General features: G+C 42.6%; 23 protein-coding genes. 2 read left to right on the forward strand and 21 right to left on the reverse strand.

Annotation, left to right across the window (positions count from 1 at the left end; genetic code table 11):
- Positions 1-8: 8 nt before the first annotated feature.
- Positions 9-692, reverse strand: a complete 684-nt coding sequence (locus JFU01_RS02480) for a class I SAM-dependent methyltransferase (RefSeq protein WP_326494195.1) — start codon at positions 690-692, stop codon at positions 9-11.
- Between the two features lie 177 nt (positions 693-869).
- Here JFU01_RS02480 and JFU01_RS02485 point away from each other — a divergent pair, with 177 nt between their 5' ends.
- Positions 870-1,772 (forward strand): DUF1189 family protein, encoded by a 903-nt coding sequence (locus tag JFU01_RS02485; RefSeq protein ID WP_195856605.1) that lies wholly within the window; start codon positions 870-872, stop codon positions 1,770-1,772.
- 27 nt (positions 1,773-1,799) lie between these two features.
- On the opposite strand, the gene JFU01_RS02490 is transcribed toward JFU01_RS02485, so the two are convergent.
- Positions 1,800-3,149 (reverse strand): DEAD/DEAH box helicase, encoded by a 1,350-nt coding sequence (locus JFU01_RS02490; protein ID WP_195856604.1) that lies wholly within the window; start codon positions 3,147-3,149, stop codon positions 1,800-1,802.
- Positions 3,150-3,332: 183 nt separating this feature from the next.
- Between JFU01_RS02490 and zwf the strand changes: the two genes are divergently transcribed.
- Positions 3,333-4,790, forward strand: a complete 1,458-nt coding sequence (zwf, locus tag JFU01_RS02495; protein ID WP_195856603.1) for a glucose-6-phosphate dehydrogenase — start codon at positions 3,333-3,335, stop codon at positions 4,788-4,790.
- A 396-nt stretch (positions 4,791-5,186) separates the two neighbouring features.
- Here the strand turns inward: zwf and JFU01_RS02500 are convergent, their stop codons facing one another.
- The 19 genes from JFU01_RS02500 to JFU01_RS02590 form a co-directional block, all read right to left on the reverse strand.
- Entirely contained in the window at positions 5,187-6,152 is a 966-nt protein-coding gene (locus tag JFU01_RS02500) for a DHH family phosphoesterase (RefSeq protein ID WP_195856602.1), read from the reverse strand.
- A 28-nt stretch (positions 6,153-6,180) separates the two neighbouring features.
- On the reverse strand, positions 6,181-7,494 hold the full coding sequence (locus JFU01_RS02505) for a DRTGG domain-containing protein (RefSeq protein ID WP_195856601.1): 1,314 nt from the start codon (positions 7,492-7,494) through the stop codon (positions 6,181-6,183).
- Positions 7,495-7,513: 19 nt separating this feature from the next.
- Positions 7,514-8,632 (reverse strand): DNA polymerase IV, encoded by a 1,119-nt coding sequence (gene dinB, locus JFU01_RS02510; protein WP_195856600.1) that lies wholly within the window; start codon positions 8,630-8,632, stop codon positions 7,514-7,516.
- Positions 8,633-8,752: 120 nt separating this feature from the next.
- Positions 8,753-9,046 (reverse strand): post-transcriptional regulator, encoded by a 294-nt coding sequence (locus JFU01_RS02515; protein ID WP_060777922.1) that lies wholly within the window; start codon positions 9,044-9,046, stop codon positions 8,753-8,755.
- 2 nt (positions 9,047-9,048) lie between these two features.
- The gene (gene yajC / locus JFU01_RS02520; RefSeq protein ID WP_195856599.1) at positions 9,049-9,432 is read right to left on the reverse strand and encodes a preprotein translocase subunit YajC; all 384 of its coding nucleotides are present in this window, start codon (positions 9,430-9,432) and stop codon (positions 9,049-9,051) included.
- A gap of 38 nt (positions 9,433-9,470) precedes the next feature.
- On the reverse strand, positions 9,471-10,610 hold the full coding sequence (tgt, locus tag JFU01_RS02525) for a tRNA guanosine(34) transglycosylase Tgt (RefSeq protein ID WP_195856598.1): 1,140 nt from the start codon (positions 10,608-10,610) through the stop codon (positions 9,471-9,473).
- Positions 10,611-10,812: 202 nt separating this feature from the next.
- A complete protein-coding gene (gene clpB / locus JFU01_RS02530; RefSeq protein WP_195856597.1) occupies positions 10,813-13,431 on the reverse strand; it encodes an ATP-dependent chaperone ClpB in 2,619 nt (872 codons plus the stop codon).
- A gap of 261 nt (positions 13,432-13,692) precedes the next feature.
- On the reverse strand, positions 13,693-14,571 hold the full coding sequence (locus JFU01_RS02535) for a LysR family transcriptional regulator (protein ID WP_195856596.1): 879 nt from the start codon (positions 14,569-14,571) through the stop codon (positions 13,693-13,695).
- 527 nt (positions 14,572-15,098) lie between these two features.
- Complete coding sequence (locus JFU01_RS02540) at positions 15,099-17,411, reverse strand: CAMP factor family pore-forming toxin (protein WP_195856595.1); 2,313 nt, start codon at positions 17,409-17,411, stop codon at positions 15,099-15,101.
- A gap of 372 nt (positions 17,412-17,783) precedes the next feature.
- Positions 17,784-18,317 carry a hypothetical protein gene (locus tag JFU01_RS02545; protein WP_195856594.1) on the reverse strand — a complete coding sequence of 178 codons (534 nt, stop codon included), beginning with the start codon at positions 18,315-18,317 and terminating at the stop codon, positions 17,784-17,786.
- Positions 18,318-18,471: 154 nt separating this feature from the next.
- Positions 18,472-18,927, reverse strand: a complete 456-nt coding sequence (locus JFU01_RS02550) for a MaoC family dehydratase (RefSeq protein WP_195856593.1) — start codon at positions 18,925-18,927, stop codon at positions 18,472-18,474.
- Positions 18,928-18,999: 72 nt separating this feature from the next.
- Positions 19,000-19,362 (reverse strand): 50S ribosomal protein L19, encoded by a 363-nt coding sequence (gene rplS, locus JFU01_RS02555; protein ID WP_013669011.1) that lies wholly within the window; start codon positions 19,360-19,362, stop codon positions 19,000-19,002.
- A 118-nt stretch (positions 19,363-19,480) separates the two neighbouring features.
- The gene (gene trmD, locus JFU01_RS02560) at positions 19,481-20,239 is read right to left on the reverse strand and encodes a tRNA (guanosine(37)-N1)-methyltransferase TrmD (protein ID WP_195856592.1); all 759 of its coding nucleotides are present in this window, start codon (positions 20,237-20,239) and stop codon (positions 19,481-19,483) included.
- Entirely contained in the window at positions 20,229-20,768 is a 540-nt protein-coding gene (gene rimM / locus JFU01_RS02565) for a ribosome maturation factor RimM (protein WP_111821309.1), read from the reverse strand. The genes trmD and rimM overlap by 11 nt, the downstream gene beginning before the upstream one ends.
- Positions 20,769-20,858: 90 nt before the next feature.
- Entirely contained in the window at positions 20,859-21,113 is a 255-nt protein-coding gene (locus tag JFU01_RS02570) for a KH domain-containing protein (protein WP_064293197.1), read from the reverse strand.
- A gap of 15 nt (positions 21,114-21,128) precedes the next feature.
- Entirely contained in the window at positions 21,129-21,401 is a 273-nt protein-coding gene (gene rpsP / locus JFU01_RS02575) for a 30S ribosomal protein S16 (RefSeq protein ID WP_013668726.1), read from the reverse strand.
- Between the two features lie 168 nt (positions 21,402-21,569).
- Positions 21,570-22,145 (reverse strand): hypothetical protein, encoded by a 576-nt coding sequence (locus tag JFU01_RS02580; protein ID WP_195856591.1) that lies wholly within the window; start codon positions 22,143-22,145, stop codon positions 21,570-21,572.
- Entirely contained in the window at positions 22,145-23,128 is a 984-nt protein-coding gene (gene floA / locus JFU01_RS02585; protein ID WP_111851786.1) for a flotillin-like protein FloA, read from the reverse strand. Before floA ends, JFU01_RS02580 begins: the two co-directional genes overlap by 1 nt.
- 58 nt (positions 23,129-23,186) lie before the next feature.
- Positions 23,187-23,789 carry a hypothetical protein gene (locus JFU01_RS02590; protein WP_440201601.1) on the reverse strand — a complete coding sequence of 201 codons (603 nt, stop codon included), beginning with the start codon at positions 23,787-23,789 and terminating at the stop codon, positions 23,187-23,189.
- Positions 23,790-24,172: the final 383 nt, after the last annotated feature.

Raw genomic sequence — 24,172 nt, forward strand, 5'->3', positions numbered from 1 at the left:
GATGAATATTATTTCTCTCCAGCTTTTTGCCAGAGCACACAGGTGAAACTTGGGCTAGCGGATTTAGCATAGTTGGCTTCCTGACTGGCTAAATCAAGGTCAACATCAGGGTGGACAGGGAGATATAGTCCTTCGCGGTAGCCAAGAACCTGCTTAGGGTAGTGTTTTATAAAGTCTTGGGTATCTCGGAAATGGGCATAATTATAAATGGAGTCTTTTTTCTCTTGATAGTATTGCCCCCAGTCTCCCGACTCAGTAATGGAACCGATTAAGAGATAGCCATCCGGCTTTAATAAGTCAAAGCAGGAGGCAATAAAGGCTTCTAAATCCGCAATAAATTCAATAGCGGTCATAGAAAAAATCAGGTCAAAGCTCTCCCTGGGGAAATCTAGGTGATTCATATCCATTTTTTGAAAGGCAATGGGCAGGTCCAGCGCCTCCGCTTTCCGTTTTGCTTCTTTTAACATTTGGCTGGAAATATCGACCGCTTGCACTTGAGCCCCCGCTTGAGCCAGGCGGATGCTATAATTGCCTGTGCCACAACCTGCATCTAAGACCGACATGCCTGCCTGAACATCAACTAAGGAAAAAGCCAAGTCCGCTTCAATTTGATCGACAAAAGCCCCGACTTCCCCCTGGTACCAGTTATCATAATCTCCTGCTAGGTCATCAAATAAGGCCATTGACTTCACCTCCTTTACTCAATATAGTTTATTTTATCCTATTTATTGATAAAATGGTGCTTGTAAGAACTTTTTAACCAGGCGAGAGTCTTTAAATATTAGTAAAAAAGCGATTTTCTAAGCGGACTCGGTTAATTTTTTGCTATACTAAACTGATGCAAAGACTGTTTAATGAGGAGGAAAATTTTGAAAACCTTACGTTTATTCTTTGATAGTATCTTTCGCTTTAAAGATACACTTGTGGCTTTTTATATGACTTTGAAGCATAAATTAGTCTACATCTTATTATTGAGCCTAGTGATGACCCTACCGGCTATCCAACCCAGCTACCAGCTACTTCATACGGTAAGAGGCAATGGGGCCAGCATTATCCAATCCATACCCGATTTTACAATTGAAAATAACCAATTAGTCAGTGAAAAGGACCAGGCCTTTATCAATAAGACTGATTTCTTAAACTATGTCTATAACCCCAAAGACCAAATCAGTCAAGAAGACCTAAAAAAAATCGATTCATCAGCCTTAACCATTTATACCAACCCGAAAAATATCACATTCTCCTTTATGGGTCAGCAACAAAGCTTTCCTTATGCTGACTTTAGCACGGACTTAGATAGCCAAGGGCAAAAGCAAATCATCCAAAGCCTAACACAATTCCAGCCTTGGGTTTATCTCTTAGTCTTTTTAGGGATTTTCCTATTTAATAGCTTACAGGTAAGTCTATTGGCCCTAGTGATTGCCCTGTTTATGGCACCCATGGCCATTACCCGTAAATTGCAATTGACCCTTGGCAAGCGCTATAATTTTGCCTTAACGGCCATGACCTTCCCTCTAGTTCTTATCCAATTGGTTCATCTCTTTGGTTACCAGGTAACCTTTTCCTTTTACATCATCCTCTTTACTGCTTTAATCCGTATCTGGGCTTTTACCAAACAAATTAAAGTGGTAAAGATTGACCCTAAGCAATGGGATGCCAACAAAGATCAAGTAAAAAACGATAAGAACTTGGTAAACTTAGACAAACAAGATGAAGAGACTGACCGAGACCAAAAAGATGACTCTGACCATTCCAATAAAAATGATGACTAAAAAATGCGCTCCTGTGAGCGCATTTTTTTAACGGTTGTTTTCTTTATTTTGCTTGCGTTTTTGGCGAGCAGCTTGCCTTTGTTTTTTATTATATTTGTCTCGTTTATATGCTTTAATTTGCCGGTCGAGTTTTTTCTTATAACCGGGTTTAACTTTCCTTTTCTTATTACGGTTAATCATCCCCTTAACAACGTGATCCGTTTCCTCTTGGTGGCGGTCTTTTCTTAACTGCCGTTCCTTATGGTCTTTGACCTCGACCCATTGACCGTTTTTAATGTCTTTCACCTCAAAGTGAATCCCACGATCTTCTAACCAGCGAATCGCCTTTTCTTGGTCAGGATGGTAGAAGGTCAAGGCAATGCCCTTCATTCCTTGCCGCCCCGTACGGCCTACCCGGTGGATAAAGAATTCTAACTCTTTAGGAATATCGTAGTTGACTACATGGGAGACCCCTTCAATATCAATCCCGCGGGCAGCTAGATCCGTAGCTACCACATATTGATAATCAAGGTGTTGGATTTGACGCATCACCCGCCGCCGTTCACGACTGTCGAGATCGCCGTGCAACTTAGCTACCGATAGCCCCCACTGCTTGAGTTTTAAATAGAGTTGGTCCACTTCCTCAATAGTATTTGCAAAAATAAGGACCAAATAGGGTTCCCCCATGGTTAAGGCTTGCTTGAGCAGGTCATCTTTGGACCGGCCTCTTAAGGGGAGTAAGATATTGGTAATGGTTGGGGAAATCAGCTTTTCATTGGCAACTTGGATCCATTCTGGATGTTCCAAGTACTTTCTAAGGAAGGGACGTAATTTCTCTGGGATCGTGGCGGAAAAGACGTAAATCTTCAAATCATCGGGCATCCGACTGGCGATTTGGTCAACCGTATGCAAAAAGCCCATATCCAAAGTCATATCCGCCTCATCCACAACAAAGTGTTCTACTTTATGGACATTGATCGACCCTTCAGTCACTAAGTCTAATAAGCGACCCGGAGTCCCAATCACCACTTGTGGGTCTTGATTTTCTAAGCGTTCTTTTTGCCGTTTGGTATCGGTCCCCCCATAGGCCCTTTCAATATGAAAATCAAAGTCACTATCACCAACAAGCTGTTGGGCAGTTTGATACAACTGGTCGGCTAATTCCCGGCTCGGTGCCGTAATGACTAATTGGGTAAAATTAGCCGGTTTTAATTGGTCGATTAAGGGAAGCAAGAAAGCATGGGACTTCCCTGATCCGGTTTGACTTTGGGCAACTAGGCTTTTTCCTGCTTGAATAACGGGAATAACTTTCTTTTGAATCGGGGTAGGTTCTTTAAAGGCTAATTTCTCTAAGGCCGCCTCAATAAAAGGCTGGAAATGATATTCTTTAAATGACATAAAATTCTCCTTTAGCTTTTAAGACTTAAGTGATGATTGTTAGATTAAAATACAGCTTGCCAAGCCGGCGACTAGTGGTTATAATTTAGGGTTTATAAAGACCTGCTCGCCAGATTGCATTCAGCTGATAGACATTCTATAATAAAACCACTCTGAAAATGAAAAATGAAAGGACTTATCACAATGGACCAACAAGTTTCGGGAATCATTGTCCTCTTTGGGGCATCCGGTGACCTTGCCCAACGGAAATTATATCCCTCTTTATTTCACCTCTACCAACAAGGCTGGCTAAGCCAACGTTTTGCCTTGATCGGCACTTCTCGTCGTCCTTGGACAGATGCACATTATCATGAGATCATCGTTGAATCAATTATTAACTACACCAAGGATGACAGTTTGAGAGCAGTGGCTGGTGAATTTGCCAAGCATTTTTATTATATCTCAAATGATGCTTCACAAACAGAGGATTATATCCTACTCAAGAACAAAATCCTAGACCTGCAAAAGCAATATCAAACTGATAAGAACTTTCTTTATTACTTATCCATTGCCCCTAGTCTCTTTGAGATCACTTCACACCACTTAAAGAAAACCGGAATTATTGATATCCCTGGTAACCATCGGGTAATTTTAGAAAAGCCCTTTGGTGTTGACCTGGCTTCTGCCCAATCACTCAATCAGGCCCTTAATATCTCCTTTGCAGAAAGTGATATTTACCGGATTGACCACTATGTCGGTAAGGAAAGTGTCCTAAATATTTGGGCAACCCGCCAGTATAATCCCTTTTTCGAAGCCATCTGGAACCACAACTATATTGACCACTTCCAAGTGACCCTGTCAGAAGATTTACCAGTTGGTAGTCGGGGGGGCTATTATGACCAAACTGGAGCCCTCTTAGATATGTTCCAAAACCATATCCTACAAGTTATCTCCTTTGTAGGCATGGACTTACCCAGGTCTCAAGACGACCTCCATCCTAAGAAAGAAGCCTTTTTAAGAGAAATCCCTTCCTTTGACCTTGAAAGTGTCCAAACGAACATTGTCCGGGGCCAATATGGTCAAGCAGCAGATGGGAGTGAGCCGGCCTATCGCGACCTGGAAGGGGTTAGTGAAGACAGTAGTACCGAAACCTTTGTCGCTGGTAAGTTCCGTATCAACAATGACCGTTGGCAAGGAACCCCCTTTTATTTCCGAACGGGTAAGGCCCTCAGCAGCGGAAAATATACCACAGTTGAAGCGGTCCTCAAGGATAACTTGTCGACCTGCGATTCACCTAACCGGATGACCTTTGTGATTACCCCTGAATACGGCTTAGAAGTCTCCATGAATCAAAAAGCCTTTAAAGGTGGCTTTAAACCGCAAACCATGCGCATGCTACCCGATAAGGAAATCCTCCAATCACGGGTGGCCAGTGAATCCTACGAAATTCTCATCTACTACGCCTTCCTTGGTAATCAGATGCTATTTACAACCTGGGACGAGCTCAAAGAACAATGGCGGATCGCCGACTCCATTAAGGATGCCTGGTCACAACTCGATCCCCCAAGCTTCCCTAACTATCCCGCCATGACCAAGGGCCCCGAAGCTGCCAAAGATCTCATCGAAAGCGACGGCCGCCGCTGGATCAACCCACAATACTAGAATAGAGTGTGACGGGTGCGTCAAAGATCGATAACACTGGAGCTAAAGAGCAAAAATTCTTGAAAAGAATTTTTTGCTCTTTAGTGAAGTGGAGATCGATCTGCACCCGGAACACGTTTGAGAAGAGTGTGACAAGCGCGCTAGAAGGCAAGGCCACTGGAAGAAAAGGGAGTAAAGATTCTCACAGAGAATCTGCTCCCTTTTTTGAAATGGACGCTTGCCTTGCGCTTGGAACACGTTTGAAAAGAGTGCGACAGTCACATGAAAGGACGAAAACACTGCACACACAATTTCTAAAAAAGAGGCTGCAAGATTAGTTTGCAGCCTCTTTTAAAATATTCAGCTTTAGGAAGATTAGCTCAAGGAATAGAAAGACTTCCTTAAGTGAGTCTAAAACTATTCCTTATTGTCTTTTTCTTTTAAATAATTTTTAGCGGCTTGGTTCAATTCTGCCACAATTTCTTGGCACTCTTCCTTTGAATAGGCATTGGCGCCTGACGCCTTGGCATGGCCGCCCCCTTCATGGGCTTGGGCAATTTCATTAATAGCTGGCCCCTTACTGCGAATGCGACAGCGCATGGTGCCATCAGACTTTTCAACAAAGATTACCCAGGCCAGCACCCCTTGGATTGATCCCGGTGTTTGCACAATATTATGGGATTCCGCCTCGGTGACTCCCAATTTCTTTAAGACTTCTTGGCTAATAAAGACCGCATTAACCAAACCATCTTCGCTTAGTTTAAAGTTTTCTAGAACATAGCCCTTCAAGCGCGCTTGGCCCATGGTTTCAGTTAAGGATGCCTGCATGCGTTCGCTGGCTGGGAAATCGTATTTACGTAATTCGGTGGCAATGACCATGGTTTTTACTGAGGTATTGTCGTATAAGAAACGCCCAGTATCGCCTACGATGCCTAAGAACAAATATTCCGCTCCCTGGTCAGTCATAGTAAAACTCTCCGGATGACTCAAAAGAATATCCGCCCAAATTTCACTGGCCGCACTAGCCTCTGGCAGGACATAGTTGATATCCCCATAAGGATCATGGTTAGGGTGGTGGTCCACTTTAATCACCATTTTGGCTTTTTGATAACGTTGGTCATCAATACGTTCGGTGTTGGCCGTATCATTGATGATGACTAAGGCCCCAGGGTAAAGTTCGTCAGAGATATCATCCATTTGACCAAAATTAGCCAAGGACGGCTCATCTTCCCCAGCAGCATAAATATTTTTCTCAGGATAAGTGGCTTCTAAGACAGCCTTGAGTCCCATTTGTGATCCCAGGGCATCTGGGTCTGGGTTGACATGGCGGTGGATAATTATCGTTTCATAGTCTTTAATGGCTTGAATGATATCACTAATCATAAGTTTTCACTCTTTCTATATGGCTTAATTACTGTCTAAATAAGTTGACGGATATAATGGCTTGGGCAATATTAAATTGCTGGTAGTAGACTTTAATACTTATCTTACAATTTTGTCTACTATGGTAAAGCATTTCAGGATAGATTTGAATGGATTTGTCGCAGTCAACAGCGGCAAAGTAATAGTAATTCATTGATTCAATAATGGCTAACTCCCCGATAGCGTCTTTTACATACCGGCAAGTTGCCACATTGATCAGGGTGGCTAGAAGACTCTCCGATAGGGTCCCCAGGTGGTTAGCAAAAGACCCATCACTTTGGAAGGTATAAAATAATTCCGACCGGTCACTGGCCGCACGTTTGAGCTTATCGTTTAATAGAATCTCTAAGCGGTAATCTTTGTAGGCAGCATTTTCATTAAACTGCATGGTATAGAGGACATCTTGCCGGGACATAATTCCCACTAACTTGCCCTGGTCATCGACCACAGGGGCCATTTCTAAATTATCCCACAGCATGAGTTGGGTGATACTGGCCACACTCATTTTTAATTTAGCTACCAAGGGCGAAGGGGTCATGACTTCAACAATGGGGGTATCCGCATTAGCATCGAGAATATCCTTAGCGGCAATGACCCCCACCACTTCATAGTTATGATTGAGGACAGGAAAACGCGTATGGTTACTCTCTTCATTCAACTGCCGGTAGCGGCTCACCTTGTCGTCTTGGAAGAGGAACTTGACCCGGTCTAAGGGGACATAAATATCTTCGACCAGGACAATATTTTGTTGAATTGCTCGCTCAACCAGGACCTTATTAATAATCTTAACCGTCGAATAAGAGTCAAAGCTCACGCCAAGCAAAGGAATTTGGCGTTGGTTAGCCAAGTCGACCATCCTTTGACTCGGGCTAAAGCCCCCAGAAATAATAACAGGAACATCGTGGGATAAGGCCAGTTCTTGGACATTATCCCGGTTTCCCGTGATCATCAGGAGGTTGGGTTTCAAATAGCTAGCAATCGAAGAGACCTTCATGGCTCCAATAATAAAGTCACGGATCATATAGTCCAGTCCCTGTTCACCGCCAAAGACCTTGGCATTGGTTAAAGAGACGACTTCTCCTACTGACATGGCTTGGTATTTAGGACTTTCCGCCTCTTCAACCCGAACTGTCCCTACCCGGTCTATGGTTTGAACGAGGCCGCGGTTCTCCGCCTCCTTAATCCCCCGGTAGGCGGTCCCTTGGGACACGTCCAGGTTGCGAGCTAGACTCCTGACCGAAATGCTGTGGTCGACGGGGAGGTCTTTAATATATTGAATTACTTGTTCATGCTTAGTAGTCATTTTTCTTCCTCTTCGTTCACTAATACAAGGGTAGTCGAATATTTTCAAAATCCACGGTTATTAAATCACTCAAGGTTATACCTAGTAATCGAACCCCTTGACTGGCATCACCATATTGTTCCCACAAGTCTTGGGCATGGAAATAAATATCATCATAAGAGTTAATCGGATCTTTCAAGGCCCGTTGGCGGGTGGTAGTTTCAAAATTGCCATAGCGGAATTTCAAAGTCACTGTTTGCCCTTGAATATTTTTGTCTTGCAAGCTATTGGCTACCTTTTGAGCGAGGTGTCTTAAGACATTATTAACTTGATCATCATGGTAAAGAAAGGGATATAGGGTCGTTTCCGTGCCATTCGACTTACGACTAGTCCGTGCTTTAACGGGACGGTCATCCACTCCCCTAACCCGCTCATATAGGACAATACCCGCCTTACCGAAATAATTAATACAATCCTCTTGGGACAATTGCTTGAGATCTTTTCCCTTATAAATATTTAACTCATGCATTTTTTCACTGGTGCGCTTACCAATACCGTAAAACTTTTCAATGGGAAGCTCTTCTAAAAAGGCAAGCGCCCGTTTTGGAGTAATGATGGTCATGCCATCAGGTTTATGAAAATCTGAGGCTAATTTTGCGATAAATTTATTATAGGATACCCCAATACTACAGGTAAGGCCTAGTTTATGATAGATATCCTTTTGAATCCGCTCAGCCACGTCCATGGCATAGAGGAGTTGGTAGTGGTTGTTAGTCACATCCAGAAAAGCCTCGTCGATTGAGAGAGGTTCAATAATATCAGTATATTCACGGAAGACATCGCGGACCTCTTCACCGACTTTGCGGTAATAGTCCTTATTGCCCTTAACAAAGTAAGCCTGGGGGCATAAGCGGTAGGCTTCACTAGCACTCATGGCAGAATGCACGCCAAATTTTCGTGCTTCATAGCTCGCCGTTGCCACTACACCCTTACCACTGTTTTCTTTAGGATGCTGGGCTATGATGACCGGTTTACCCCGTAGGTAGGGATGGTCACGTTGTTCAATTGAAGCGTAGAAGGCATCCATATCTACGTGAAGAATTTTTCTAGAAGGATCGATTTTAGGCTCCCTAAATTCTAAAACACCAATGCGACGCATAAGTCACCTCCTCGTCTCCTTAATAAAATTATCATAGCATAAATTCGGTCCCTGCTTTCATGATGGCGCTCTTCCAAGCCAAAATAAAAAGGCTGAGCTCTCACCCAACCTGTTTAAGCATCACAATAGACTTTGGATATCGATGTGGTCTAATGAAGGAACATCATAGACCGTTGCCTCCAATTGCAAGTAATCAAAATATTGATTAATCGACAGCTGCTTAATGGCTTGCTTACGTTCCTGGTAAGAAGCTGGCAATTGGTGTTTCCAAGCAAAGTCAGTAAAATATTTTTCGACATCATGACGACTGATTTTTGGATAACCCGCTCGTTTAAACTCACGCGCCTTCTTTTGACAAAGCGGCTGAATTAATAAACTTTGCCATTTGGATAAGCTATTGTTCGTCTTCTTCACAATTATTGCTCATCCTCATCCTTGATTAGGATCGTATCTTCATCGGTAGTCACCACATCAACAGTTTCATCATCATTACTGTCCGCTTGAATATCTTCTTCCTCAGTCGGAGTTTGACCAGTACCCGCTTGATGGCCTTTAATTTGAGCCACACTCATACGTTCAAAAACTAGGAGAACGCCCTCAACGTCGAGAGTTACGGTATTATTATCTTGGTCAATTTCAGAGACTACCCCGTGTAAACCTGAAACCATCACCACTTCGTCGCCAACAGTTAGGCTATCCATCATTTGTTGCTTTTGTTCTTGTTGCTTCTTGGCAGGACGAATCATTAAGAAATACATCATCGCACCAATAATCACAATATATAATAAAATACTTACCATAATTTATAAACCTCCATCTATTTATTGACTCAATTATACTAAAAATTCTTAGGATTTTTCTTATTAAGGCCATAGCGTTCAAAGAAGTCTGCCTTGAAATCAAGCAAGTTATCGTCACGAATGGCTTGACGAACATTGGCCATAAGATCGGTCAGGAAGTGCAAGTTATGAATACTGGTCAACCGCGCCCCTAGGATCTCATTAGTGTGGGTCAAGTGTCTGATATAGGCCCGGCTATAGTTTTGACAGGTATAACAGGAACACGCTTCATCTAAGGGTCTAAAATCACGTTTAAAGGTGGCGTTCTTAACCACTAAGCGGCCCTGACTGGTCATACAGGTCCCATTACGGGCAATCCGGGTCGCAAGGACACAGTCAAACATATCTATCCCGCGAATGGCTCCTTCAATTAAAGCATCTGGACTACCCACGCCCATCAGGTAACGGGGTTTATGGCTAGGCATAACTGGTGTCAGGTAGTCAAGGACTGCATACATTTCATTCTTAGACTCTCCTACTGATAAACCACCAATAGAATAACCTGGAAAATCGAGATTAATTAAATCCTGGGCATGCTGGAGTCTTAAGTCCTTATAGCCACCCCCCTGGATAATTCCAAACAGGGCTTGGTCTTCCGGACGCTGGTGGGCCGCTAAGCCCCGTTCAGCCCAGCGGGTCGTGCGATTAATACTATTCTTCATATAATCATAGGAAGCATCAAATGGCGGACATTCGTCCAAACTCATAATAATGTCTGCCCCTAAGTTATTTTCAATGGAAATCGCTTTTTCAGGACTTAAGAAGAGTCGGTGGCCGTTCAGGTGACTTCTAAAATAGACCCCTTCCTCTTCTAGGCGGCGGATCTTGGTTAGTGAGAAGACCTGAAAACCGCCAGAATCAGTCAAGATAGGACGGTCCCAATTCATAAATTGGTGCAGACCGCCAGCTTCTTTAACGATATCATCTCCCGGACGTAACCACAAATGGTAGGTATTGGAAAGAATGATTTCTGCTCCCAAGCCCTTCAACTCTTCAGGAGACAGTCCCTTGACTGTGGCTAGGGTTCCGACTGGCATGAAAATAGGTGTTTCAAATGACCCATGCGGCGTGGTCACCCGCCCTAAGCGAGCACCCGTGTGCTTTTCCGTTTTGATTAATTCATAAGTAAGTGCTGGCATTTCCTACACCTTTCTAGCTAAGAAAAAATAATGAACAAGACTATTTTAGCAAAGATTTCAGCATTTAACTAGGACTAGGCCAGTGAAAAAGGAAATTGTCTTTACTAGATAATCTTAATAGTTAGTAGTTAATAAAAAAGGCTGCGACTCTGGTCACAGCCCTTAAGTCATTATTTTCTTCTATCAATCGGTATTCATTCGCTTAAGCGTCTTTGATTTTTTCAAAACTGGCCCGGTCTTGATCCTTGTCATAGTCCACTTCAACCTCTTGGCCAGCAGCGACATCTCCGGCGATAATAGCGCGAGCCAATGGCGTTTCCACTTCATTGGTGATAAAGCGACGAAGCGGACGGGCACCAAATTCTGGTTCATAGGCCGTCTCAGCAATCCAATCAATTAATTCATCACTAAAGTGCAATTGAATGTGTTGGTCTTTGAGACGTTTATTGAGTCCGGCCAGCATCTTGGCAACAATCCCATGCATATTGTCTTGTGACAATGGCGTAAAGAGGATAATATCGTCAATCCGGTTAAGAAATTCAGGTTTGAAATAACCATAGAGACGTTCTTTGACCTTGTCTCGCGCCTCGGTAGATATTTCTGAAGTATTCCCATCTTTAGCATCTTCTAAGAGTAAGTCAGATCCGATGTTACTGGTCATAATAATGATGGTATTCTTAAAGTCCACGGTCCGACCTTGACCATCTGTCAAACGACCATCGTCAAGGATTTGGAGGAGGATGTTGTACACATCACTATGGGCTTTTTCAATTTCATCCAGAAGAACAACGGAATAGGGGTGACGGCGGACTGCTTCAGTTAATTGTCCCCCTTCTTCATAACCGATGTAACCAGGTGAAGCCCCTACTAAACGCGACACATTGGCTTTCTCCATGTATTCACTCATATCGATACGGATCATGTTATCTTCAGAGTCAAAGACTTGTTCCGCTAAAGCCTTAGCTAATTCCGTCTTACCTACCCCGGTTGGCCCTAAGAAGAGGAAGGAACCTAATGGCCGGTTAGGATCTTGGATACCTGCCCGGGAACGCAGAACCGTATCCGTTACGCTGTTAACGGCTTGGTCTTGGCCGATCACCCGTACATGTAAGCGGTCAGCGAGATCAAGTAATTTTTCCCGTTCATTTTGGGCTAACTTAGTCACTGGAATACCAGTTTGGCGAGAAACTACTTCTTCAATTTGGTCCTCGGTTACCGATTCTTGGACCAGACTCGGTTTACCGCTGGCTTCAGCTTCGTATTTTTCTTCCATATCTTCTAATTCTTTAGCCAACTTAGGTAGAGTCCCATGTTGCAATTGAGCCGCTTTTTCTAAGTCATAATTATTTTGCGCGATTTCAAGTTGCCGTTTAGCATCGTCAATTTCTTGGCGTTTATCTTGGATATGACTGAGGGAGGCTTTTTCGTCTTCCCATTCCAAGGTCAGTTGGTTAGTCTTTTCACGGACTTCAGCCAATTCCTTTTGCAACTCTTCTAAACGTTCCTTAGAAGCGGGATCATCTTCCTCTTTTAAGGCTTCTTCTTCAATTTCTAATTGCAATTGACGGCGCCGTTGTTGGTCGAGTTCCGTCGGCATGGAGTTCATTTCCACCCGAATTTCAGCACTGGCCTCATCGACTAGGTCAATCGCCTTATCAGGAAGGTAGCGGTCTGTAATGTAACGGTCAGATAATTCAGCTGCGGTAACCAAGGCTTGGTCATGGATTTTAACGTGGTGGTGGTTTTCAAAACTTTCTCTCAAACCACGTAAGATCGAGATGGTATCTTCGACAGTTGGCTCATTAACGAGGACCTTTTGGAAACGACGCTCTAAAGCCTTATCAGTTTCCATGTATTCCCGGTATTCATCTAGAGTAGTGGCCCCAATACAATGTAGTTCACCACGAGCTAACATAGGTTTTAAGAGGTTACCAGCATCCATAGCCCCTTCTGCCTTGCCCGCACCCACAATGGTGTGGATTTCATCAATAAAGAGGATGATTTCTCCGTCTGATTTCTTAATTTCGTTAAGCACCGCTTTTAGACGTTCTTCAAATTCTCCCCGGTACTTAGCTCCGGCTAATAGGGAACCCATATCGAGGGAAAAGATGGTCTTATCGCGCAGGTTACTTGGCACGTCACCTTTTACAATTCTTTGAGCCAAGCCTTCTACAATCGCGGTCTTACCAACACCCGGTTCCCCAATGAGGACAGGATTATTCTTGGTCTTTCTAGAGAGGATCCGAATAACATCACGAATTTCATCATCGCGGCCAATGATAGGATCCATTTTACCTTCTCTAGCAATCGCGGTTAAGTCGCTACCATATTTTTCTAGGGAATCATAATTTTCTTCAGCGTTTTGTGAGGTCACGCGATCACCCTTTCTCAAGTCTTTGATTTTGTCCTTCACTTGGTCATAATTGGTATAAGTTTTTAACCATTTAGTGAGGTCGAGATAGTTCAATTTAAAAATACTTAGTAATAAAATTTCAGTAGACAAGTATTCATCTTGGAATCCTTGGGCCTCTTCTTGAGCGGTTTGCAATAATTCTGCTAGGGAACGTGAAATATTTTGTCCGTATTGAACATTGCTGCCATTCACTACAGCAATATTATCCAGTTCACGGTCAAGTTCCCTATCGAGTTCGTCCATTGGAATATTCATTTGATGATAAAAATTATAAGCAAATTGTCCAGGTTGTACTAATGCTTTGAAGAGATGCGGAATCGAGATTTCTTGATGATGTCCTGTCATCGCAATTTGTTGCGCATTTGCAAGAGCTTCTTGTAAACTTCTTGTCATTTCCATATTATTCATTCTCTTCGCTCCTTTGATTCATTCATTTTAAAGGTATTTTTTAACCTTTACATTGACTATTATAACATATTGGTCAGTATTGATCAATAAATTTAGTCAAGATTAGTCAGATATTTTGTTTATTTTCCTAGGCAACAAAAAGGAGACGCTCTCTACGGCCTGTCCTGTTTAATAAAATTGTCAAATTTATAGCCTTTTTTAAAAAATCCCCCAAGTCTATAAGTATGACTTGGAGGAGATATTTGAGTGCTAGATATTCTGTTAGGCAAAGCCGCGGAGGTAATCCCTAGAAAAATCAAAAAAAGCTTTAGCGGCTTGGGAGAAATAATGGTCTTTCTTATAGACCAGGCTGATCGTCCGCTGGATGGAATAATCGGCGACCCTAAGTGGGATTATCTTTTCTTGACTGGATAAGAGGGAAATTTTAGGGGTAAAAGAAATCCCATAACCGGCTTCAACCAATTTATGGATCGCAGCGGCATCTTCTAATTCGATCTGATAATTAGGTGTAAAGCCGGCCTGTTGACAGAAACCATCCGTTAACTCCCGAAAACTATAACCCTGACTCGAGCCAACAAATTTTTCCGCCTTTAAATCGCTTAAGAAAACCTGCTTAGCCTGGGCCAAGGGGTGTTTCTGACTCACTGTGACAAAGATTTCTTCACTGATTATAGGGAGGGTCTCGACTTGGTCATGGTTAATCTCATGGGTAGCTATCCAAAAATCGAGTTGATCTTTTAACAATTTTTCGAGCATCAAGCCACTCGCTGCTTCATACTGCTTGACCCGAACCTTGGGATAATCGTGGAGAAAGTCACTCAATAAGTTAGGGAAGACATGGGGAAGGGTAACGCCAATGACAATTTCACCATGTTCTAAACCGGAAATTTCCCTAACCACCCGCTTACCTTCACTTAAGGCGCTAAAAGAATGGTCCAAGTAAGTTAAAAAAGTCTCCCCATAGTGGTTTAAATGAATACTACGGCCTTGACGAATAAATAAATCGACCCCTAAGTCTTCTTCTAACTGTTTAATAGCCCGGCTAATGGCTGGTTGAGATACATTTAATTCTTCCGCGGCACTGGTCATATTGCCTATCTCAGCCACCGCTTTAAAATATTTCAAAGCATAGTAGTTCATTTTACCACCTCTTCATTGATTGTCCTTATTATTTCAATTTCGCATCCAATTTTCAAGGGTTAGTCAGCAAGCTTTCTCGGATCAACTATCCGTACAAAAAAAGAGTCTGGGACAAAGGTCTCAGACTCTTTTCAAAATACGAACTATCTAATCAAAACGTATTCCAAAAGTCAGCCCTGACATCCACTTCATTCAGGGTGTGAGACTTGGTACCGAGGCTTGGATGATTGGAACAAGTCAGAATAAAAGCGAAGTATTCGCTTGTTTCTGACTTGTGAAATCACTCCAAGTCTGCCAAGTCGAACCCGACTTCGAACTATGTGCGATAGGCTTGCGCTTATCTTCCATAGTTTGTTCCAGTTGCTATAGCTGTTCGAAGCGCAAGCGAGTTACAGATATAGTATGCGTAGCTCTTCAGGGCTCTTTTGACTTTTGTCACACTCTCTTGTTAATTAAAATTCACATCAATACAATTTAGCCTAAAAGCAAATCGCTTGGGACAAAATCCCTCATCATAAGCTTAGATATTAAGCCAATTCAGCGCGGGCTGAAGCAAGGGCTTGGTGCAGAGCGTTAGCCGCTTCATCAACTTCTGCATTGCTTGCTTTCAAGTTGAGACGAGTTCCTACAGCCTTGGTGATTACTTGATTTAGATGATTGTAGGCATTGAAAGAAACCTTGCCCAGTAATTCGCTATCGCGGATGCTGCGAACTTCACCGATCAAGTCACGGAGTTCAAGTTTTCTTTCTTTAGAAGCACGGGCATTCAACGTCGCTTGTGCAATTTCACGGGCTTCACCTAATTGAGCCTTAATTTCTTCCATTGCGGCTTGTACATCGACTGTTTTAGCGTGAAGGTCTAATTGGAGGCCAACAGCCTTAGTTAATGTGGCATTGAGGGCCGTGTAAACTTCCGTTGGCACATTCCCTAAGATTGACCCATCACGTTCAAAGCGGGTGTTCCAAATGAGATCTTTCAATTCACGTTTAAGGGCATTTGGAGCAATTTGTTGGTCAGCTGGGATGCTTTCTAAGTAAGCAAGAGCATCCCCGTATGCTGCCTGGAGTTCAGCAACCGCATCATCAATTTGGTAAACGCGGGTTTCTGAATATAATTGAACCCCAACCGCACGAGTAATAGCCTTGTTTAGCTTGTGGTAAACGTCAAATGGTACTTTAGATAGAATGTATTCGTCACGTTTGAAGCGGGTGTCCCAGATAGCCTTGTCCAATTTTTCCTTAATATAAGTCGTGGCAATGTCTTTAGGGGTGATATTCCGGTAAGCATTACCGAAGACTTCTAAGGCTTCTAATTCATTTAAACGTTTAGTCAAACGTTCTGCCGTTGAGAAAGGATCGACAACAGACATGAAGGCGTGGGTAATTTCTAGACCAGCTTTAGAGTGAACGATTTGTGGTTTCATCCGCCATTCACTGGTTGCTGTTTTAATTAATTCGGCACCCTTGCGCAAGACTTGAGCGCGTAAACGGATAGTATTTGGGTTATAGAAGCTGCCTGGGTGGTAACTAAGAACCATACCGTCTGCAACGCTACGACCAATATCCAAAGCCATTTGCCCTAATTTGTCTAAAACATAGTTCACAGGTGTCCCATTGAAAGTCACTTCAGAAGGAATTAATTCAGCAATGGCACCGACCACTTCTGTTGAGAGATAGACATCATGACGAACCGCTTCGGCTTTAAGTTCAGCAATACGTTGGATCAATTCACCAATCTTAGTAAAGTTTAAGTTAACGGGTAGGATCGAATCCATGATCGCTCCGATGCCAGCAGCAGGCCGTTCCCCTTTTTGTAAGTTTTCTAATAGGCTAAGGACGCTATCCGTTGTTCCAGTTACTTTAGCCACTAATTTTTCAAAGTCTTCGAAGCTAACAGCAGGTTTGTCTTCTCCAGCAGCATAGAAGGAAAAGCCAGACGCCCGACTAACACTAGGTTGGCCTTCCACAATGTGGTGAACGTCACTTTCATCAGGACCTAATTCGCCATAGCGGATAACAAATTTAGACAATTCGACTAATAATTCATGGTTTAATTCGTTATCAACGAGAACTTCGCCTAAGGTCTTTAAAACCTCTTCGCTAGTCGCACGGTCTTCGTCTTGAACCGATACTGCAATAGCAACCGAGAGAACTTTATTGAAGCCTGCGGGATTTTCCTTAGCAAAGTTTTCTAAAGCGGCAAAGTCAATCGCTTCTTCTTCACTAGCAAGGCCTTTTTCCTGGTTGACTTGTTTATAATCATCGTCAACTTTTTCGACCTTTACTGCTTGCTTGTCTTTACCAGTGGCCTCTTCATCGATTGCTTCTGTTTCTTCTGTTTCTTCTCTTTCATCTTTTTCTGCTTTCTGAGATGTTTTACCAAGATCTTTTTCGCTATCTTCTACTTGAGAAGACTCTTCCTTATTAGTTGACCTTTCTGGACTAAGCGCTTTTGGCTCACTAACTTCTTCATGCTGACCAAGCTCTTCACTTTCCGCAGGAGAAACTTCTTCCTGATATTCTAGAGGAGCTTCAGCTGCTTTTTCAGCAAGTTCTTCCTCAAGATCTTTAATTTCTGCTTCAGGCAGAGCCGTTTCAGTTTCTGCTTCACTCTCAATTGTTTGTGATTCTTCTAATACAGCATCATGGTCTTGGCCTTGCTGCTCTGGGATAACCAATGATTGTTCTGCTGTTTGATTACTTTCAACTTGATCAATTTCAGCTGCTAGTACAGCTTCTTGAGAAGCAAAAAGCATAGTCATCCCAAAGGCTAAAGAAAGCGCGCCTTTGCTAACTTTGCGACTTAACAAAATGTGTAATTGAGTGGTCGATTGACTCATCTTCATTCCTCCTGTATTCACATGAAAACCAGTGATAACATCAGCAACATCTTAAGCGCTTACAAAGATGGCAAAAAGAAACAATTTATTGTTCCATTTCACATTCCTACTTTAAAACTTTGGCCTAAATTTGTCACCCTTATCAAGGAAATTAATTAGAAAAAGTTTAAAAAGGCTGATAAATCAAGGATGAATTTTACAACAAAAAACAATATAGTATTTTACAGTGGCATGGTAGAAGCATGACCTTAATTGACCATAAAAGCGTTTCTTTGTGACCCTGGTCAAGCACACGAAAAAAGGACTGGTTGGCTTTCCCAGTCCTTGTATGGATTTTATTTTTTAAGAGGATAATAGCTTAACGAGTCAACTTTATTTAACTTGTTTTTCTCCTTGCCCTTCACCATCGGCTTGAGAGTCCTTATCTTCCTTGCCGGATTTCTTCCCATCTTCTAGGAAGGGGGTACCGAAATCAAGGAAATGACCTGGTCTAAAGTCGGTAAAGAAACGACTGAATTCATCATTGAAGCGTTGGTGCATTTGGTTAAAGTGATCCATTAATTGGTCATATTGGGCTTGGGTTTCATCAGTAACATCCACCCAGCCGGTGTCTTGACCATTAATGTTCATCCGCATCTTGCGGGTGACTTGAGGTTTTGAACTTTTAGCTTGAGCCGGATGGCTAGCGCCTGCAGATTCTTCAACCTTATAAGAAACCACATCATCATCTTCTAATTCATTGACATCGACTTGGAATTGAGCGCCCTTATCCTTTAAGAAGGCTAATTTATCTTGGTCTGAAAGGTTAGCATATTTGATGAAATCTTGTTCATTAAGTTCTGCAACTAGGGTACCTTTACCATATTTATCACTGTTAACTTCTGCAGTTACTGTATACATTTTCATAAAATGATCACCTTTCTTAGTTATTTTGATTATCTTACTATTAGGATCTCTTTCATCCTACGTTTATAGTATAAGCCTTTAATCAAAATTAGTCAATATATATGACTGACTTTAATTGACTTTCTAGGTAAAAAAGAGAGCGATCTCACTCTCCCTATTGACTAAAATTTTTATCCTTAGAAAAAACAACCACCTTCGATTCATTTTCTAAGACGACATCATTTTCTTGGTTGATGACTTTTACAAACACATAGGCAATGCCCCGATCTGACTTACTTTTAGAGGGTTTAAAATCAGTAATTTCGCCTTCGATATGCAGGTCGTCGCCGGGGTAGACGGGTTTAGTCCAATTGAGGGTCACTCCGGCACCAATATCCCCATGTTTAAAAGGAATACTTTCAACCATTAATTTCATCATAATGGCAGTCACCAACCAGCCACTAGCGCAAAGTTGCTTAAAGAAGCTGTTTTCAGCGGCGCTTTTATCCAAGTGGAAAGGTTGGGGATCATATTTTTCTGCAAAACTGATGGCTTCTTCTTCAGACAAATGATAGCTACGGCTTTTGAATGTTAGGCCTACCTGACAGTTTTCTAAATAGATAGCTTCCACGGTCTATTCCTCCTTTTTCCTAATTATCAGACAATTAAAAAAACTGTGTCTTAGACACAGTTTTTAAATCGCTTATTTTTTGCGACGACGTTCAGCAATACGAGCTGCTTTACCGTGACGGTCACGTAAGTAGTAAAGTTTCGCACGACGTACTTTACCTTGACGGATCACTTCAATTTTAGCTACTCGAGGAGTATGTACTGGCCAGATACGTTCAACACCAACACCGTTTGAGACTTTACGAACAGTGAAGGTTTCGCTGATGCCTTGGCCTTTACGTGCTAAAACAACGCCTTCAAAAATTTGGATACGTTCACGTTCACCTTCAACAACACGTGCGTGTACACGAACGGTATCTCCGGGACGGAAATCTGGAATATCGCTGCGTAATTGTTCGGAAACAATTTCATCGATTAACTTTGGGTTATGACTCATGATAATTCTCCTTTTCCAACAGATATTCATGTTCCATAGCGACAGCGGAATATTGTTTAAATTTGTGAAATAACCTCACTCGTAAAATGATACCAAAATTCAAGTCCTGTGTAAAGGCTTATTTTGGATTTTCTGCTTGGATCTCTAGTAACCACTGCTTTTCTTGATCAGTTAGCTCAGCTTGGTCTAAGAGATCTGGACGTCTAAGGTAAGTGCGCCGAATAGCTTCCTTGCCCTTCCAATCGGCTATTTTTTGATGGTCGCCACTGACGAGGACATCCGGAACATCCATGCCCATAAATGACCGTGGTCGGGTATATTGGGGATATTCCAATAAGCCTGTCGAAAAGGATTCCACTTCCACTGACTCATTATTGCCTACTGCCTCATCCAACAAGCGCACCGTGGCATCGATCACTGTCATGGCCCCTAACTCACCACCGGTTAAGACAAAGTCACCAATGGAAATTTCATCGGTGACATAGTTTCTGATCCGTTCATCATAGCCTTCATAATGACCACAGATAAAGATTAGCTGGTCTTCTTGGGCCAGTTCTTCCGCCTTGGCTTGGTTAAACCGCTGTCCAGCAGGATCCATTAAAATCACCCGGCTAGCTGGCCGCTGGGATAAATCCTCGCTCACTAAAAGGGGATCAATGGCCTCCAGGGCCCGATAAATTGGCCCCACTTGCAGCAGCATGCCCGCTCCCCCACCAAAGGGATAGTCATCGACATGGCCATGCTTATTATTGGCAAATTGACGAAAGTCAGTGACTTCAATATCGACTAGACCTTTTTCCTGGGCCTTACCAATAATGGACTGGTTCATAGGGCCAGTAAACATATCTGGAAATAGACTTAAAATATTAACCTTCATCGTCAATCAATCCTTCAAGTGCATCGATAACTATTTTTTTCTCTTCTAAATCGATCGTTTTGACCACGTCATCAATATAGGGAATCAGGACGTCCTTCTTGCCCGGCTGACTGCGCTGGATAGTCCAAACATCATTGGGGCCCAATTGGGTGATGGCTTTGACCTTGCCTAGTAGCTTACCCGCTAGGTCATAAACCGCTAAACCGATGATTTGATCATAGAAGAACTCGCCTTCAGCTAAATCATCACTTTGTCGATTTTCAGCTGCAACCATCACTTCCATCCCCTTAAAGCCTTCCACATCATTAATTGACGGCATGCCTTTAAAACTAAGAATATGAAAATTTTTATGCTGGCGATGACTATTAACTTCGACTTCAGCTTCTTTATTCTTATGGTCAAAGATGACTAGTTGGCTTCCTGGTTGAAAACGTTTGTCGGGAAAGTCAGTGGTCGCAATGACCCGGACTTCTCCCTTTAGCCCTTGGGTATTGACAATCTTTCCCACACGGTAAAATTCTTGACTCATCGTATCTCCTTATCAAGTCTGCTTAATGCCTAAGAAAAAAACTAGGATATAATCCTAGTTTAACTGATAATCTTACTAATACCAATCATCTTATTGGTCTTCATCGATACGGTCAATTGTTAACCGAACCCGACGATGACCTTTTACGCGTACACTATATAAAATTGTGCGAATAGCATTCGCTACGCGTCCGCGCTTACCAATGACACGTCCAACGTCATCGGGATGTACCATTAAATGGTATTCTAAGAATTCATCCCCATCACTCACTTCGAGTTGAATGTCTTCAGGATAAGACACTAAAGGTTGAATAATAGTCATTAGTAAATTTTCAATGTCCGGCATGCAATTCACCTATCTTTATTTATTATGCTTAGCTTCGTGATGTTTTTGCATAATTCCTTGACGAGAAAGAATGTTACGAACAGTATCAGTAGGTTGAGCACCGTTTCCTAACCATTTTAAAGCAAGTTCTTCATCTAAAACAACTTCTTCTGGTTGGGTAGTTGGGTTATAGGTACCAATCTTTTCGATGATACGTCCGTCACGTGGTGAACGCGCATCAGCTGCGACGATACGGTAAAATGGGTTACGTTTTGATCCCATACGTTTTAAGCGTAATTTAACTGCCATGAATAAAATTCCTCCTTGTGCTTTTATTTTTTCAATCTTTTATTCACATTGCTATACTATAGCAAATTCTAAGGAGTCTGTAAAGTATTTTTTCTTTACAGCTGAAATTTATTACTGATAGCTATTCGTTTTTTCTTTTCAAGCTGACAACCGAAACCTCCCAGTTTTTTACCACCCCTTGGGCCGGTCAAGGATTTCTTTATAGCGAATGGCCTGACCTAAATTCTCTTTAGAAAGGCGGGGCTTAGCCGTGGTTAAAACAGAGGGCTGTTCCTCATCTGTTAGGGGAAGATCTTGAAAATCATCAAGATCCGCATAAGTTTCCCGCAGCTCGCGGTCTAAATAATCCTTGAAGGCTTGTTCGTCTTTGGCAATCAAATCAAAGTCAACAGCATTGGTCTGCTTAGGCTCTGCTTGCTTTTTATCCAAGGCTAAATCCTCAGCCTCGTCAGCTAGCTTGAGGATTTTTGCCTTCAGGTCCTGCTTGCCTCTTTCTAAGGCAATGCTTTGACGATTAGACTTAGTCAAGTGAGGCGGACGAGAAGAATCTTGCTGGCTTTTGGGAGAGATCTCCTCCCTAGCTTCATCCTCACTTACAATCACTTGACTGTTTTCTTCCTTCTGATCTTCTTCGTCCTGGAGGGCTTTGTCCCCTTGGTTGTCAGAATGAGCTATTTCTTCTTTGATGAGGGACCAGGCAAATTTCACTTCTTTAAAAAGCTGCCTCCACTCTGCCTTATCCATTATTTATCACCTGACTTATCCTCATGGGCTAAGGATTGACGCATATCAGTATCCGCTTGAACATTTTGCATCCGATAATAGTCCATAACTCCCAAGTGGCCTGATTCTAAGGCACTGGCCATAGCTAGGGGAACCTTAGACTGAGCTTCAACCACCTTAGCGCGCATTTCCTGGGTCTTGGCGACATTTTCTTGTTCCTCAGCGACCGCTAAAGCTCGGCGTTCTTCTGCCTTAGCTTGGGCAATTCGTTTATCAGCCTCCGCCTGTTCAGCCTGTAATTTCGCGCCAATATTTCTTCCGACATCGACATCAGCAATATCAATTGACAAAATCTCATAAGCAGTTCCTGAGTCCAGTCCCTTGCGGAGGATAGTTTGGGAAATGGAATCTGGATTCTCCAAGACCTCTGAGTGATTTTGTGAGCTCCCCACTGTGGTGACAATACCTTCACCAACCCGGGCAATAATGGTTTCTTCTCCTGCCCCACCAACCAAGCGTTCAATATTGGCGCGAACAGTAACCTTGGCCTTAGCCTTGACCTCAATGCCGTTACGGGCTACCCCAGCAATAATTGGGGTTTCAATGACCTTAGGGGTAACTGAGACTTGGACAGCTTCAAAAACATCACGACCAGCCAAATCGATGGCGGCCGCTTGCTTAAATTCCAAGTCAATATTGGCTCTTTGGGCTGCAATCAAAGCGTCAACCACCGAATTCACATCGCCACCTGCCAGATAGTGCGCTTCGAGTTCATTAATATCAATAGCTAAACCAGCCTTAGTGGCTTTGATCATTGGTTTAATGATGCGGGAAGGATTCACCCGACGCAAACGCATACCAATCAGATTTCCAATTCCTACCTTAACTCCAGAAAAATAGGCCGTGATCCATAAACCAATAGGCACAAAAACAAAAAAGAGAATAATTAATGTCAAGAGCAGAACCATCATAATTAAAAAGGTTCCAGCTTGTAGGTTAGTCATGTGCTGCCATCCTTTCTGTATTACTTTTCCCAACTTAAACAATTTTTACCTGATAGGCTTATTTTATTTCAGCGACCAGCAAGCGATCATTCTTCACCTTAACGACTGTCACTTCGCTTCCTTTCTCTATATAGTGATACTGACTAAGGACTTCGAGAATTTCCCCATTAGAGAAGCGAGCCTTGCCCACTGGACGGCAATCAGTTACTGCGATAGCCCTTTGGTTGAGATATTTAGATGAATCAGCTAAGGACTGGAAGCCCTCCGCTTCAGTCAGTGAAGTGTCTAAAACTATTTTCTTAGTAAAAGGCAATTGAAAACCCAAGCGGGTAAAAATTAAGACCGTGACTAGGGCAATTGCTAAGGCTAGGGTACCGTCTATTAAGGCCCTTAGCCAATTTCCCTGCAATAGCCATAAGGACAGATAAATCACCCCTAAGCCCATCACGCCTAAAAGGCCCATCGTGGGTAAAATAAATTCAAAGGCCAAAAGAGAAAATCCTAAAACCAATAAAATTATAGCCAGCCAAGAAGCGCTGGCAAAGAAATAAAAGTATAGAGCAAAGAGAATCAGGCTTATTAAGCCCATAAAGAGATACTCTCTAGTCATTAAAGCTACCATTAAAGCCAGGACTCCTAATAGAAAGAGCAGACTTCCCATCCTACCAACAACCCCCTTCTTTTCTCGCTTTAATAATAGCACAGCCCCAAAGAATACAGAAATAGAAAGATAAGAAAAATGTTTCAAAAGTTAGCCCTACCCTAGAGCAAAATCGACTTTTGAAAGGCATTTTTTACAAAGCTTGATACATAAAAAAAGCTGGGCTTATTTCCCAGCAATTTTGTTATTTAGCCTGACTGTCGCACTCTTTAGTTGAGTTCGGAAGGGTGAGGGGATGTCCTTTCAGAAAAGTTGAACGATCAGCAAGCTGATCTTATCAGCTTTTCTTCCAAGGAATCGCCCTCCCTGATCCTTCCTCACATCCTTTTCAAATCTGCTCGGTGACAAAAGTGAACTCCGCTTCAGAAATATTTGGCAATCCT

This window comes from Aerococcus sp. Group 2 (assembly GCF_905125285.1).
In the GTDB taxonomy this organism is placed as follows: domain Bacteria; phylum Bacillota; class Bacilli; order Lactobacillales; family Aerococcaceae; genus Aerococcus; species Aerococcus urinae_E.

Coding starts and splice junctions, on each gene's coding strand:
- JFU01_RS02490 (WP_195856604.1), bottom strand. CDS start 3,149: ATGTCATTTAAAGAATATCATTTCCAGCCTTTTATTGAGGCGGCCTTA.
- zwf (WP_195856603.1), top strand. CDS start 3,333: ATGGACCAACAAGTTTCGGGAATCATTGTCCTCTTTGGGGCATCCGGT.
- JFU01_RS02500 (WP_195856602.1), bottom strand. CDS start 6,152: ATGATTAGTGATATCATTCAAGCCATTAAAGACTATGAAACGATAATT.
- rplS (WP_013669011.1), bottom strand. CDS start 19,362: ATGAGTCATAACCCAAAGTTAATCGATGAAATTGTTTCCGAACAATTA.
- floA (WP_111851786.1), bottom strand. CDS start 23,128: ATGACTAACCTACAAGCTGGAACCTTTTTAATTATGATGGTTCTGCTC.
- yajC (WP_195856599.1), bottom strand. CDS start 9,432: ATGGTAAGTATTTTATTATATATTGTGATTATTGGTGCGATGATGTAT.
- JFU01_RS02540 (WP_195856595.1), bottom strand. CDS start 17,411: ATGAGTCAATCGACCACTCAATTACACATTTTGTTAAGTCGCAAAGTT.
- clpB (WP_195856597.1), bottom strand. CDS start 13,431: ATGAATAATATGGAAATGACAAGAAGTTTACAAGAAGCTCTTGCAAAT.
- JFU01_RS02590 (WP_440201601.1), bottom strand. CDS start 23,789: ATGGGAAGTCTGCTCTTTCTATTAGGAGTCCTGGCTTTAATGGTAGCT.
- rpsP (WP_013668726.1), bottom strand. CDS start 21,401: ATGGCAGTTAAATTACGCTTAAAACGTATGGGATCAAAACGTAACCCA.
- trmD (WP_195856592.1), bottom strand. CDS start 20,239: ATGAAGGTTAATATTTTAAGTCTATTTCCAGATATGTTTACTGGCCCT.
- tgt (WP_195856598.1), bottom strand. CDS start 10,610: ATGCCAGCACTTACTTATGAATTAATCAAAACGGAAAAGCACACGGGT.
- JFU01_RS02535 (WP_195856596.1), bottom strand. CDS start 14,571: ATGAACTACTATGCTTTGAAATATTTTAAAGCGGTGGCTGAGATAGGC.
- rimM (WP_111821309.1), bottom strand. CDS start 20,768: ATGAGTCAAGAATTTTACCGTGTGGGAAAGATTGTCAATACCCAAGGG.
- JFU01_RS02580 (WP_195856591.1), bottom strand. CDS start 22,145: ATGGATAAGGCAGAGTGGAGGCAGCTTTTTAAAGAAGTGAAATTTGCC.
- dinB (WP_195856600.1), bottom strand. CDS start 8,632: ATGCGTCGCATTGGTGTTTTAGAATTTAGGGAGCCTAAAATCGATCCT.
- JFU01_RS02570 (WP_064293197.1), bottom strand. CDS start 21,113: ATGCCGGACATTGAAAATTTACTAATGACTATTATTCAACCTTTAGTG.
- JFU01_RS02505 (WP_195856601.1), bottom strand. CDS start 7,494: ATGACTACTAAGCATGAACAAGTAATTCAATATATTAAAGACCTCCCC.
- JFU01_RS02545 (WP_195856594.1), bottom strand. CDS start 18,317: ATGAAAATGTATACAGTAACTGCAGAAGTTAACAGTGATAAATATGGT.